A 13,740-nucleotide genomic window follows, 5' to 3' on the forward strand; every position below is an offset into this window, starting at 1 on the left:
AAGAATCCGTATCTTCGAGTGCCCACACAGATTGTCTGATAAATTGTTAAAGAGCAGTGCCGCTTCGCTTTTTCTCAGCGGCGCGGGGTGTGCATATTACGCTTTCCCGCTTCAGAGTCAAGCGTTTATTTTCGCTTTTCTCCGTGAGGTTCTGGTCTGAACCCCGCTGACCCGGCGGCCTGTGTGCCGTTGTTCCGTGTCAGTGGTGGCGCATTATAGGGAGTTATTTCTGCCTGACAAGAGGAAATTTAAAATAATTTTCTGAGTGTCTCTTTTTTCATCAATAGCGTGCTTAACGTGCCATAAAATAAGCAAATTGCCGTTATTGCAACTGCAATCACACTTCCAGGTGGCATACTAATAACCAAACGAAAGAGAAAGGAAGAACATTCATGCCTTTAAGCGCACAACAATTAGCCGCACAGAAAAATCTATCCTATGTTCTGGCTGAAAAGCTGGCGCAGCGGATATTAAAGGGTGACTACGCCCCCGGTACGATTCTTCCCGGCGAAATAGAACTGGGCGAGCAGTACGGCGTAAGTCGAACGGCAGTTCGCGAAGCGGTGAAAACGTTGACGGCTAAAGGTATGGTGCTACCCCGTCCGCGCATTGGTACGCGGGTGATGCCGCAGGGAAACTGGAACTTTCTGGATCAAGAGCTGCTGACCTGGTGGATGACGGAAGAAAATTTTCATCAGGTGGTAGATCATTTTCTGGTGATGCGTATTAGCCTGGAGCCGCAAGCTTGCCTGCTGGCGGCGACTCTTGGCACACCGGAGCAGAAAGCGCGGCTTAATGCCTTAATGGAAGAGATGGTCGCGCTGAAAAAGCATTTTAAGCGTGAACGCTGGATTGAAGTGGATATGGCGTGGCACGAGCATATCTACGAAATGAGCGCCAATCCCTTTCTAATCTCTTTTGCGACGCTATTTCATTCGGTTTATCACACTTACTTTACCTCAATCACCTATAACGAGGTGGTAAAGCTGGATTTGCACCAGGCCATTGTTGATGCCATCGCTGATGGCGACGGCGAACGCGCTTTCCAGGCCTGCCAGGCGTTGTTAATAGCGCCCAATGAGAGACCAGATAATTAACAGGATATTGAATGACCAGCAAAAAAGCGCGCAGTATGGCTGGCCTGCCGTGGATCGCGGCAATGGCCTTCTTTATGCAGGCGCTAGACGCCACCATTTTGAATACCGCTTTACCGGCTATTGCGCATAGCCTTAACCGTTCCCCACTCGCCATGCAGTCCGCTATTATCAGTTATACCCTGACAGTAGCCATGTTAATTCCGGTAAGCGGCTGGCTGGCTGACCGCTTCGGTACGCGTCGCGTCTTTATGGTCGCCGTAAGCCTGTTTACGTTAGGCTCGCTGGCCTGCGCGCTCTCCAGTTCACTATCTGAATTGGTTATTTTTCGCGTCGTACAAGGCGTCGGCGGAGCGATGATGATGCCAGTGGCGCGGCTGGCGTTATTGCGAGCCTATCCGCGTAGTGAGCTGCTGCCTGTTCTTAACTTTGTCACTATGCCGGGGCTGGTAGGTCCGATTCTGGGGCCGGTATTAGGCGGCGTACTGGTGACCTGGGCAAGCTGGCACTGGATCTTCCTGATTAATATTCCCATTGGTGTTGCAGGCATTCTGTATGCCCGCAAATATATGCCCAACTTCACCACGCCGCGTCGCAAGTTTGACATGACCGGCTTCTTTCTTTTTGGGTTAAGTCTGGTTTTATTTTCCAGCGGAATGGAACTGTTTGGCGAAAAGATTGTGGCGACATGGATCGCATCCGCCATTATTTTTTGCAGTATCGTTCTACTATTGGCCTATATCCGCCACGCCCGCCGTCATCCGACACCGTTAATATCACTATCGCTGTTTAAGACACGCACATTTTCCGTCGGTATTGCCGGCAACCTCGCCACGCGTCTGGGGACAGGCTGCGTACCTTTTTTGATGCCGTTAATGCTACAGGTTGGTTTTGGCTACCCGGCTCTGATCGCCGGCTGCATGATGGCGCCGACAGCTTTGGGTTCTATTATCGCGAAATCGACCGTAACGCAGGTTTTGCGACGTTTGGGATACCGGAAGACTCTGGTCGGCATTACGGTATTTATCGGTCTGATGATTGCCCAGTTTTCGTTTCAATCTCCCGCCATGCCGATCTGGATGCTCGTACTGCCGCTATTCATTCTTGGAATGGCGATGTCCACTCAATTTACGGCAATGAATACGATTACTCTTGCGGATCTGACAGACGATAACGCCAGCAGCGGCAACAGCGTTCTGGCGGTTACGCAGCAATTGTCTATCAGTTTAGGCGTGGCGATCAGCGCGGCGGTGTTACGTATTTATGAAGGTTTTGCGGGCACCAGTACCGTGGAACAGTTCCACTATACCTTTATCACGATGGGGGCGATCACTATCGTGTCCGCGCTGATGTTTATGCTGCTAAGAGCCAAAGACGGCAACAATCTGATTAAAGAACGGCATAAATCTAAACCGACCCACGCACCGTCAAAACCGGAGTAAGCTGAAGTCGCTGTTGTTGCAAGGCGGGCTGCGCCATCCGATGAATCAACACATCAATAGCCAGCTCGCCCAATTCATCTTTCGGCTGATGGATAGTCGTCAGCGGCGGCGTCATATAGCGCGCCAGCTCAATATCATCATAGCCAATGACAGCCATATCCTGCGGAATACGAAGCCCCGCCTGATATAGCGCCTGATAGGCGCCGACAGCCATCGCATCGTTTCCGGTAAAAACCGCTTGCGGTCGCTGTTGATGGGCGAGTAACGCCTGCATGGCGTCAAAGCCGCCGCCAAATTCAAAATCGCCGGTGATCTCATAGCCTTGCGGAATAGCCAGCCCTGCGCGTTTCATCGCCGCCCGATACCCTTCCAGCCGCAAACGCGCTGGCGTTTTGTCCAGCGGGCCGGTAATACAGGCTATTCGGGTAAATCCTTTATCGATAAGGTGTTGGGTGGCAAGATCGCCGCCTAGCAACGAATTATCCTGAATGAGATCGCTATCGCCCTCACCATCAAACGGCGACCAGTCCATCATGACGGTAGGAATAGACGGATAACGCTCCATGATTTCACGAGAAGGCTGATGCGTTTCGGTACACAGCAGCAGTAAACCGTCTACCCGTTTTTGCATCAGGGTCTCCAGGTTGCGGTTCATCCGTTGCTCGTCGCCTTCGGTATTGCACAGCACCAGACTATAACCGCGCTCAAAACAGCTTCGCTCAACGCCGCGCACCAGTTCGGAATAAAAAGGGTTGGTACTGGCGGTAATCAGCATACCAATCGTGCGGGTCTGGTTTAACTTGAGGCTTCGCGCCAGCGCGGAAGGCGCATAGTTAAGTGATTTAATCGCCGCTTCAACTTTTTCGGTTATCGTCTCACTCACAAAGCGATCTTTGTTAATAACGTGAGAGACCGTCGATGTAGAGACTCCCGCCAGGCGGGCAACATCTTTCATAGTAGCCAAGCGTTACCCCTGCTGATGTAAAAACGCTTCTATCTCTTCGCGCCACGGAACGGACGGCTGCGCGCCTTTACGCGTTACGGCAATCGCGGCGGCGGCATGGGCAAAGCGAATCGCTTCCGGCAACGGCGTCTCCTCCAGTATCGCGGTGATAAAGGCGCCGTTAAACGTATCTCCGGCGGCAATGGTATCGACAGCCTCAACGCTAAATCCAGGAACGCGGCGGCCCTCGCCGTCTACGCTGGCCCAGACGCCACGGCTTCCTAAGGTAATTAATACGGTTCGAATGCCTTTATCATGCAAAACCTGCGCAGCTTTCGCGGCATCGTCGTCATTTTCCACACGCACGCCCGTCAGCTTTTCAGCTTCCGTTTCATTTGGCGTGATGATGTCCACCAGCGCCAGCAGTTCATCCGGTAGCTCACGGGCAGGCGCCGGGTTAAGCGCAACAGTAGTATGATGTTGATGGGCGATTTTCGCCGCCGCCAGTACGCTTTCCAGCGGCGATTCCAGCTGCATCAGTAACGCATCCGCCTGCGCGATACGTTCACGTTGCGCATCAACCAACGCCGGCGATAACGCGGCATTCGCTCCGGCATGAATACCGATGACGTTCTCGCCTTCGCCGTTAACGAAAATCAGCGCCACCCCGGTAGACTCGCCTTTAATAACGCTAACTGGCGCGATATCAATACGATCGCTGACTAATTGTTTACGAATACTGTCGCCAATATCGTCATCGCCCGTGCAGGCGATAAACGCAATATTTGCCCCGCTACGTCCCGCAGCAACCGCCTGATTCGCGCCTTTCCCGCCAAACGCGACCTGATAATGGCTACCGGTTACCGTTTCACCCGGGGTAGGGAAGGACTCAAGATTAAGGATATGATCGGCATTAATGCTGCCAAGGACGATGAGATTACCTGCGGTTTTCATATTCGGGGTTCCACGTCAAAGTGCGCCACCGGTTAGGGTGGCGCGTGCCCTGCTTTTCTTTTTTTACGTTCACCTCAGCGGAGGCTCGCGTATTTCTGTCGCCATCAGGCCATAGTTGACCCGTGTCGTTTATTACTGCTTGATGACCAGTTTCAGGTCAACCGGATATTTGGCCTGAACTTTTTCGCCTTTCAGCACCTTATCCGCCACTTCAACGCCTTTGGCGCCGATTTGATCCGGTAACTGAGCGATAGTCGCTGCCAGTTTGCCATCTTTTACGGCCTTTTCGCCATCCGGCGTACCGTCAAATCCAACCACCATCACATCTGCTTTACCGGCAGTTTGCAGCGCGCGCAGTGCGCCCAGCGCCATTTCATCATTCTGGGCGAAGACAGCCTGAACATCCGGATGCGCGGTCAGCAGGTTCTGCATGACGTTCAGACCCTTAGTACGGTCGAAATCAGCAGGCTGGCTGGCCAGGACATTAAATTTGTGGGCGGCTACCGCCTGCTGGAAACCTTCGCCACGCTCACGCGCCGCAGATGTTCCGGCAATGCCTTGCAACTCAATCACTTTGGCGCCTTCGCCAGCTTTTTTCGCGATATAGTCGCCAGCGATCTTACCGCCCAGCACGTTATCAGACGCGATATGGCTGACGACATCGCCTTTGGTTGCCTGGCGGTCAAGCGTGATAACCGGAATCTTCGCCTGGTTCGCCATCTTCACCGCGTTACCCACCGCATCGGAGTCAGTCGGGTTGATCAGCAGAATTTTGGTCCCGCGAACGGTTAAATCCTGCACGTTCGCCAGCTCTTTGGCAGGGTTGTTCTGGGAGTCCAGCACCACCAGGTTATAACCCAGTTTATCCGCCTCTTTTTGCGCCCCGTCTTTTAACGACACGAAGAAGGGATTATTGAGGGTAGAGATCACCAGCGCAATGGTGTCTTTCGCCATTGCATTCGCGCTCACGGTGGCGCTCAGCGCAACAGCAGATACCAGGGTAGCCAGTTTTTTCATGTTCATATTTCAGATGTCCTGTAGTCGTTGTTACTGCTTTTTGTTGTCTACCAGTACCGCCAGCAAAATCACCACCGCTTTGACGATCATCTGGTAATAGGAGGAAACACCTAACAAATTCAAACCATTATTAAGGAAGCCGAGAATCAATGCGCCGATCAATGTCCCAACAATGCGTCCTTTACCGCCTGCAAGGCTGGTGCCGCCCAGCACCACGGCGGCAATAGCATCCAGCTCATAGCCGGTACCCGCCGTCGGCTGCGCGGAAGAGAGGCGCGCCACTTCAATGATGCCCGCCAGCGACGCTGTCAGGCCGCAAAGTGAATAGACGATAATTTTCACTTTGCTCACGCTAATGCCAGACAGGCGCGTCGCCGCTTCGTTACCGCCCAGCGCGTAGATATAGCGTCCCAGACGGGTGTGATGCAGCATATACCAAGCGGCGATAAAGACGATAGCCATGATCCAGACCGGCGTAGGAACGCCCAGCGGACGGCCGATACCGAACCAGCCAAACAGATCGGCGTTATCGGTAAAGCCGGTGTTGACCGGGCTACCGTCGGTGTAAACCATCGTTACACCGCGCAGTAGCAGCATCATCACCAGCGTAGCGATAAACGCCTGTACGCGGCCTTTCGCGACGATAACGCCAGTGACGGCGCCAATCGCAGCGCCCAGCGCCAGCGCGGCGGCAACCGCGACCAGCGCATTCACTTCAACGCCGACGATTGAAGCGGCAACCGCACCGGTGAGCGCCAGCAGGGAACCGACGGACAGATCGATCCCCGATGTCAGAATCACCAACGTCATCCCCACCGCCATAATGGCGTTAACGGAGGTCTGTTGAAGAATATTGAACAGATTATTAACGGTAAAAAAGTTGGGGCTTAACGTCGACACAATCGCGATCAGCACCAGCAGGGCAATGAGCGACTTCTGCTCAAGAAGCCACGCTTTAGTGAAATAACGGCGACCAGAAACAGCCTGGGTTGTCATCTTTTTTACTCCTGATTCACGCGATTAAGCTTGCCCACTGCGGCAGCCATTAACACTTCCTGGGTGGCCTGCTCGCGAGTAAATTCACCGCTGAGATGCCCTTCATGCATGACGATGATGCGATCGCTCATGCCTAATACTTCTGGCATCTCAGATGAGACCAGAATGATGCTCAGGCCGTCGGCCTTAAACTGGTTGATAAGCTGGTAAATCTCTTTCTTGGCGCCGACGTCCACGCCGCGGGTCGGCTCGTCGAGAATGAGCACTTTCGGGCGCGTCATCAACCCGCGGGCAATCGCCACTTTTTGCTGATTACCGCCAGAAAGCAGGCCTATCGCCTGTTCCATTGACGGTGTCTTGACGTTGAACAGACGGATAAAATCCCCCACCGCCTGTTGCTCATCTTTGTGTTTCAGGCTTCCGCCAGCGCGGCTGAAATAGTCCAGCGCCGTCAGCGACATATTCTCTTTAACTGACATGCCGAGCACCAGTCCATCGCGCTTACGGTCTTCAGAGATATAAACGATGCCATTGGCCAGCCCGTCCTGCGGAGAACGCGTCACCACTTCGTGTCCATCAAGCGTCACGTAACCGCTGGTTCGCGGCATCGCGCCGTACAATACTTTCATCAGCTCGGTGCGACCGGCGCCCATCAGGCCGGAAATGCCAAGAATCTCACCTTTTCGCAGCACAAAAGAGACATCATTCACGCCCGGTCCGCACAGATTATCGACCTTCAGGCGAATCTCACCCGGCGCGTTATCCAGATGCGGGTACTGATCTTCCAGCTTACGTCCCACCATCATTTCGATAAGAGAATCTTCGGTCAACGTGGCCACTTCACGCTCGGCGATAAATTGCCCATCACGGAAGACCGTCACGTCATCGCAAATTTCGAAGATCTCTTTCATACGGTGGGAGATATAGACAATGCCGCGCCCCTGCGATTTTAATTCGCGGATAACGCGGAACAGAGAGTCGGTTTCAGTGTCGGTCAGCGCATCGGTCGGTTCATCCATAATGATGACTTTGGATTCGAAGCTCAGCACTTTGGCGATTTCCACCATTTGCTGATCGCCGATAGAGAGTTCGCCCACCAGCTTATCGCTCTTAAAGCGCAGATTGAGTTTGGCTAAGAGGTGGTCGGCTTCGGCATACATCTTTTTCCAGTCGATTTTACCAAAGCGATTCACAAACTCACGGCCCAGGAAGATGTTTTCCGCAATGGTCAACTGCGGGATCAGGTTCAGTTCCTGATGAATAATGCCGATCCCGGCTTCCTGAGACGATTTAGGCCCATTAAAGGTGGTCTCTTTACCCAGCCATAACAACGATCCCGCATCTCGCGTATAGATGCCGGTTAATACTTTCATCATGGTGGATTTTCCGGCGCCGTTTTCCCCCACCAGCGCCATAACGCGGCCAGGATAAACGTTTAACGCGGCGCCGGAGAGAGCCTTCACGCCGGGGAACGCTTTATCGATCCCTTTGAGTTGCAGTAATGCGTCCATAGCGGCCTCAGAAAGTGACGCCAGCGCAAAGAATGACGTTCGCATACGGGGAACACTCCCCGCTGCGAATCACCGCCTGACTGTCTGCAGTCAATTTTTTGAATTGTTCGTGTGTCGTATAACTAATTTTTATGGTGTTTCCCTGGTGTTGCTGCAGTTGCTCAAGGTGAGTGAGCAACGTTTCGTGGAGCTGCGGATTCTGTTGTTTGATTTCCGTTGCAAGAATCGCCGCCTCAACCTGCATTTCCCGGGTCACGACATCCACCACCTGCATAAAAGAAGGTACGCCCTGGGTTAGTGCCATATCGATACGCGCGGTGCTATTCGGGATGGGTAAACCCGCATCACAGACTACCAGAGTATCAGTATGCCCCAGACGGGAAATGACCGACGAGATTTCAGAGTTGAGTACGGTGCCTTTCTTCATTTTTCTGCTCCACTAGCGAAACGTTTCGCTGGCCGCAGTGTAACCCTGGATGTGTTCATAAAACCATCATGACGTAACAGAATTGTGATCGCCGTCGAAACGTTTCGCTAGCGGAAATCAGGCGATTATCTTGTGGGAATCTACGGATTGGCCAGGCCGGGTAAGCCAATGCGGCCCCCGGCATGTTGATGGGAGGTTAAATCTCGACCTGCGTACCTAACTCAATCACGCGGTTAGGCGGGATCTCGAACTGATCCGGCGCGCGCAGGGCGTTGCGTTGCAGCAACAAATACAGCTTGCCACGCAAACGCAAATACCACGGGCGTTTGCCGACAATCAATGACTCGTGCGACATAAAGAACGACGTTTCCATCATCCGACAGCTAAGCCCTTCCAGACCGCAGCGGTGGAACACCTCTTCAACGTTTGGCGTTTCGCGCCAGCCGTAGCTGGCCACCACGCGCCAGAATGTCGGAGACAACTGCTCAATCTGCACCCGGCGAACGTTATGCACATAAGGCGCATCTTCCGTACGCAACGTCAGTAAGATTACGCGCTCATGCAACACTTTGTTGTGCTTCAGGTTATGCAATAAAGCAAAAGGGATCACACTGAGCGCGCGCGACATGTATACGGCAGTACCCGGCACCCGAACCGGCGGTGACTTCTCCAGTGAAGCAATCATCGCTTCCAGCGAATTACCGTGTTCATGCATACGACGCAACAGACGGAAACGCTCGCTCTTCCAGGTGGTCATGATCGTGAACATGATCAGACCCAGGCTCAGCGGCAGCCAACCGCCGGACAACAATTTATCGAGGTTAGCCGAGAACAGCGGGATATCCACGCACAGGAACGCGATGAGGATCAGCGCGACAAAATATTTGTTCCAGTGCCAGTTCTTACGCGCCACTGTCGTAGAAAGAATAGACGTCAGCACCATCGTACCGGTCACGGCGATGCCATAGGCCGCCGCCAGGTTGCTGGAGTGCTCAAAGCTAACAATAACAACCACGACCGCGAAATAAAGCAGCCAGTTAACGAAAGGGATATAGATCTGACCGGACTCCATCTCGGAGGTATGGATAATGCGCATTGGCGACAAATAGCCAAGACGCACAGCCTGACGCGTCAGCGAAAAGACGCCGGAAATTACCGCCTGGGAGGCGATCACCGTCGCCAGCGCGGCCAGAATCAGCAGCGGAATTAACGCCCAGTCCGGCGCCAACAGGAAGAAGGGGTTTTTAATCGCTTCCGGATGTTTAAGTAGCAATGCGCCCTGACCAAAGTAGTTCAGTACTAACGACGGCAATACCACGGTAAACCACGCCAGGCGAATCGGGAACTTACCGAAGTGTCCCATATCGGCGTACAACGCCTCTACGCCGGTAATCGACAGCACCACCGCGCCCAACGCAATAAATGATACGGTTTTATATTCAAGGAAAAAACGTACCGCCCAGACAGGATTCAGCGCATGTAACACTTCGGGATTGGCGATAATACTGCGCAGGCCAAGTACCGCCAGGATTAAAAACCAGGTCAGCATGATCGGCGCAAAGAGTTTTCCTACCATTCCCGTACCGTGCTTCTGAATCATAAACAACAGAGTCAGCACAATAATGGAGAGCGGGACAATCCAGGTATCCAGCTGCGGCGCGACAATCTCCAGGCCTTCAATCGCCGACATCACCGAAATCGCCGGCGTAATGACCACTTCGCCATAGAAAAAGCTGCCGCCTATCAGTCCCATGATAACTAACATGGATGTGGTGCGCGCCGAGGTATTACGCCCGGCAAGCGACATCAGCGTCAAAATTCCACCTTCACCCGCGTTATCGGCGCGCATCACGAAGGTGAGATATTTGATGGAAACCACAAAGATGAGTAGCCAGAAGATCAGCGACAGAAAACCAAACACGGCATCTCGTTCAACGCCAAAACCAAACTGACCGGACAAACATTCACGAAGCGTATAAAGCGGGCTGGTACCAATATCACCGTAGACAACCCCAATAGCTGCGAGGGTAATCGCAGGCAACGATTGCTTATTATCAGTGCTCATAGACTCATCTTTCGTTTATACACGTCACCCTTCACACTACCTCCTTGTCGGCTGCATTCGCTTAACCCAGTCACACGTTTAAGTCAGTGCCAGGGGATTCACTCCTTTGCCGCCTTGATGTAGTTTGAATGAATGAGTGTATAGATATGAAATGTGTGCTTAGTCCCTTGGCCCACAAAAAAGCGCACAGTATGCACGATTAATCATAAAATCGTACCCCTAAATGAAGCCAGATTAACCTGGCTCAAAGAAAAATAAACAGCGCGTCAGACGATTACAGCCCCGGTGGTGAAACGTCTATACTCGCAATTAGCATGATCCATTTGTCGAAAGGACGCCTCTTTATTATGGCTCACCCACATTTATTAGCGGAAAGAATTTCCCGTCTGAGCAGCGCCCTTGAGAAGGGGCTGTATGAACGTAGTCACGCCATACGCCTTTGCCTACTGGCGGCGTTAAGCGGTGAGAGCGTCTTTTTGTTGGGCCCGCCCGGTATCGCCAAGAGTCTGATTGCCCGCCGCCTGAAGTTTGCTTTCCAGCGCGCCCGCGCTTTTGAATATCTGATGACACGCTTTTCCACGCCGGAAGAGGTGTTTGGCCCGCTCTCTATTCAGGCGCTGAAAGATGAAGGTCGCTATGAACGCTTAACGACCGGCTACCTTCCCGAAGCCGAAATCGTTTTTCTGGATGAAATCTGGAAAGCCGGGCCCGCTATCCTGAACACATTGCTGACCGCCATTAACGAACGCCATTTCCGCAACGGCGCATTTGAGGAAAAAATTCCGATGCGGCTGCTGGTGGCGGCCTCTAACGAACTGCCCGAAGCGGACAGCAGCCTGGAAGCCTTGTACGACCGAATGTTGATTCGCCTGTGGCTGGATAAAGTTCAGGATAAAGCCAATTTCCGCTCCATGCTGATTAGTCAGCAGGATGAGAGTGATAACCCGGTCCCCGCCTCGTTACAGGTTAGCGACGAAGAATATCAACAGTGGCAAAAAGATATCGGCGCGATTTCACTCCCTGATCCGGTCTTTGAGCTGATATTTACTCTGCGCCAACAGCTGGATAATTTGCCGAATGCGCCTTATGTCTCCGACCGTCGCTGGAAGAAAGCCATCCGCCTGTTACAGGCCAGCGCCTTCTTTAGCGGACGCGACGCGGTTGCGCCGATTGACCTTATCCTGCTAAAAGATTGCTTGTGGTATGACGCGCAGAGTCTGAATCTCATGCAACAGCAACTGGAAATATTGATGACCGGACACGCCTGGCAGCAGCAGGCCATGCTGACTCGCCTCGGCGGTATTGTCCAGCGCCGCCTCCAGTTGCAGCAACAGCAAAGCGATAAAACCGCCTTCACCGTCATTAAAGAAGGCGGTATGTTCAGCCGTCGCCCGCATTACACTTTACCGCCGGAAGCCAGTGCATCAACGTTGACGTTATTGCTACAAAAACCGCTAAAACTGCATGATATGGAAGTGATCCATATTACCTTTGACCGCAGCGCGCTGGAACTTTGGCTGACCAAAGGCGGCGAGATCCGCGGCAAACTGAACGGGATCGGCTTTGCCCAAACGTTGAATATGGAAGTCGATAACGCTCAACATCTGGTGGTGCGCGACATCAGTCTACAAGGTACCCGTCTGGCGTTACCGGGAGCGGCTGAAGACAGTATGCCTGCGGAGATCAAACAGCAGCTGGAAACGTTAGAAAACGACTGGCGCCAGCAGCATACCCGCTTCAGCGAGCAGCAACATTGCCTGTTTATTCACAGCGACTGGTTAGGGCGCATTGAGGCCAGCCTGCAGGATGTAGGAGAACAGATCCGCCAGGCGCAACAATGCTGACGCTGGATACGCTAAATACCATGCTGGCCGTCAGCGAAGAGGGAATGGTCGAAGAGATGATCCTCGCGCTACTGGCTTCCCCACAGCTGGTCATTTTCTTTGAAAAGTTTCCACGTTTAAAAAACGCCGTGACCGCCGATCTCCCGCGCTGGCGGGAAGCGCTACGCAGCCGTCTTAAAGACGTTCGCGTTCCGCCGGAACTCACGGAAGAGGTCATGTGTTATCAGCAAAGCCAACTTCTCTCTACCCCACAGTTCATCGTGCAACTGCCGCAAATACTGGCGTTGCTTCATCGCCTGCATTCACCGTATGCCGCGCAGGCGAAGCAGTTGACGGAGAGCAACAGTACCTTTACCCCTGCGCTACACACGCTTTTTTTGCAACGCTGGCGGTTAAGTCTGGTCGTGCAGGCCACCACGTTAAACCAGCAATTACTGGAAGAAGAGCGCGAGCAGTTGCTGAGTGACGTTCAGGAACGGATGACGCTGAGCGGGCAACTGGAACCGACGCTGGCGGAAAATGATAATGCCGCAGGCCGCCTGTGGGATATGAGCGCGGGCCAGCTTAAACGTGGTGATTATCAACTGATCGTAAAATACGGCGAATTTCTCGCCGCCCAGCCGGAGCTAATGCAACTGGCGGAACAACTGGGACGTTCGCGGGAAGCCAAATCGGTACCGAAAAAAGACGCGCCGATGGAAACCTTTCGTACACTGGTACGCGAACCCGCTACGGTGCCGGAGCAGGTTGACGGTATTCAGCAAGGCGATGATATTCTGCGCCTGTTGCCGCCAGAGCTGGCGACGCTCGGCATCACCGAGCTGGAATATGAATTCTACCGCCGGTTAGTGGAAAAACAGCTCCTCACCTATCGCCTGCATGGCGAAGCGTGGCGTGAGAAAGTGACCGAACGGCCGGTAGTACACCAGGATGTCGACGAGCAGCCGCGCGGACCGTTTATTGTCTGCGTCGATACTTCAGGCTCGATGGGGGGATTTAACGAGCAGTGCGCAAAAGCGTTCTGCCTGGCGTTGATGCGCGTTGCGCTGGCGGATAACCGCCGCTGCTTTATTATGCTGTTTTCCACTGACGTTGTGCGTTATGAACTCTCCGGCCCGGAAGGTATCGAGCAGGCCATCCGCTTTTTAAGTCAACGTTTTCGCGGCGGCACGGATATCGCCAGCTGTTTTCGCGCCATTATTGAAAGAATGCAGGGACGGGAATGGTTTGATGCCGATGCGGTGGTCATTTCGGATTTTATCGCCCAACGCTTGCCGGATGACGTGGTGAGCAAAGTGGGAGAGTTGCAGCGTCTTCACCAGCATCGATTCCATGCGGTGGCGATGTCGGCGCACGGCAAACCCGGCATCATGCGCATTTTCGATCATATCTGGCGCTTTGATACCGGGATGCGAAGCCGCCTGCTGAGACGCTGGCGGCGCTAACG

Annotated in this window: 11 protein-coding genes; 4 read left to right on the forward strand and 7 right to left on the reverse strand. The window is 53.3% G+C overall.

Annotated features, from left to right (window positions below):
* Nucleotides 1-392: 392 nt before the first annotated feature.
* Nucleotides 393-1,097, forward strand: a complete 705-nt coding sequence (locus tag ABVN36_RS21195) for a FadR/GntR family transcriptional regulator (RefSeq protein ID WP_001131144.1) — start codon at nt 393-395, stop codon at nt 1,095-1,097.
* A gap of 11 nt (nt 1,098-1,108) precedes the next feature.
* Nucleotides 1,109-2,536, forward strand: a complete 1,428-nt coding sequence (gene mdtD / locus ABVN36_RS21200) for a multidrug transporter subunit MdtD (protein WP_000202071.1) — start codon at nt 1,109-1,111, stop codon at nt 2,534-2,536.
* On the opposite strand, the gene rbsR is transcribed toward mdtD, so the two are convergent.
* From rbsR to kup, 7 genes are all read right to left on the reverse strand, one after another.
* Nucleotides 2,502-3,500, reverse strand: coding sequence for a ribose operon transcriptional repressor RbsR (rbsR, locus tag ABVN36_RS21205; RefSeq protein ID WP_000224487.1), 999 nt, complete (start codon nt 3,498-3,500; stop codon nt 2,502-2,504). The two genes, mdtD and rbsR, sit on opposite strands and share 35 nt — an antisense overlap.
* A gap of 3 nt (nt 3,501-3,503) precedes the next feature.
* Entirely contained in the window at nt 3,504-4,433 is a 930-nt protein-coding gene (gene rbsK / locus ABVN36_RS21210) for a ribokinase (protein ID WP_000844728.1), read from the reverse strand.
* A 132-nt stretch (nt 4,434-4,565) separates the two neighbouring features.
* Entirely contained in the window at nt 4,566-5,456 is an 891-nt protein-coding gene (rbsB, locus tag ABVN36_RS21215; protein WP_001056260.1) for a ribose ABC transporter substrate-binding protein RbsB, read from the reverse strand.
* A gap of 24 nt (nt 5,457-5,480) precedes the next feature.
* Entirely contained in the window at nt 5,481-6,446 is a 966-nt protein-coding gene (rbsC, locus tag ABVN36_RS21220) for a ribose ABC transporter permease (RefSeq protein ID WP_000211345.1), read from the reverse strand.
* 5 nt (nt 6,447-6,451) lie between these two features.
* A complete protein-coding gene (rbsA, locus tag ABVN36_RS21225) occupies nt 6,452-7,957 on the reverse strand; it encodes a ribose ABC transporter ATP-binding protein RbsA (protein ID WP_000339359.1) in 1,506 nt (501 codons plus the stop codon).
* 7 nt (nt 7,958-7,964) lie between these two features.
* Nucleotides 7,965-8,384: a D-ribose pyranase gene (gene rbsD / locus ABVN36_RS21230; protein WP_000715944.1), complete on the reverse strand. Its 420-nt coding sequence runs from the start codon at nt 8,382-8,384 to the stop codon at nt 7,965-7,967.
* A gap of 196 nt (nt 8,385-8,580) precedes the next feature.
* Complete coding sequence (kup, locus tag ABVN36_RS21235) at nt 8,581-10,449, reverse strand: low affinity potassium transporter Kup (protein WP_000102338.1); 1,869 nt, start codon at nt 10,447-10,449, stop codon at nt 8,581-8,583.
* 347 nt (nt 10,450-10,796) lie between these two features.
* Here kup and ravA point away from each other — a divergent pair, with 347 nt between their 5' ends.
* Both ravA and viaA read left to right on the forward strand, forming a co-directional pair.
* Nucleotides 10,797-12,293: an ATPase RavA gene (ravA, locus tag ABVN36_RS21240; RefSeq protein WP_000940975.1), complete on the forward strand. Its 1,497-nt coding sequence runs from the start codon at nt 10,797-10,799 to the stop codon at nt 12,291-12,293.
* Nucleotides 12,287-13,738, forward strand: a complete 1,452-nt coding sequence (gene viaA, locus ABVN36_RS21245) for an ATPase RavA stimulator ViaA (protein WP_023138234.1) — start codon at nt 12,287-12,289, stop codon at nt 13,736-13,738. Before ravA ends, viaA begins: the two co-directional genes overlap by 7 nt.
* Nucleotides 13,739-13,740: the final 2 nt, after the last annotated feature.

This window comes from Salmonella sp. SJTUF15581, from assembly GCF_043356775.1.
Lineage (GTDB): Bacteria > Pseudomonadota > Gammaproteobacteria > Enterobacterales > Enterobacteriaceae > Salmonella > Salmonella enterica.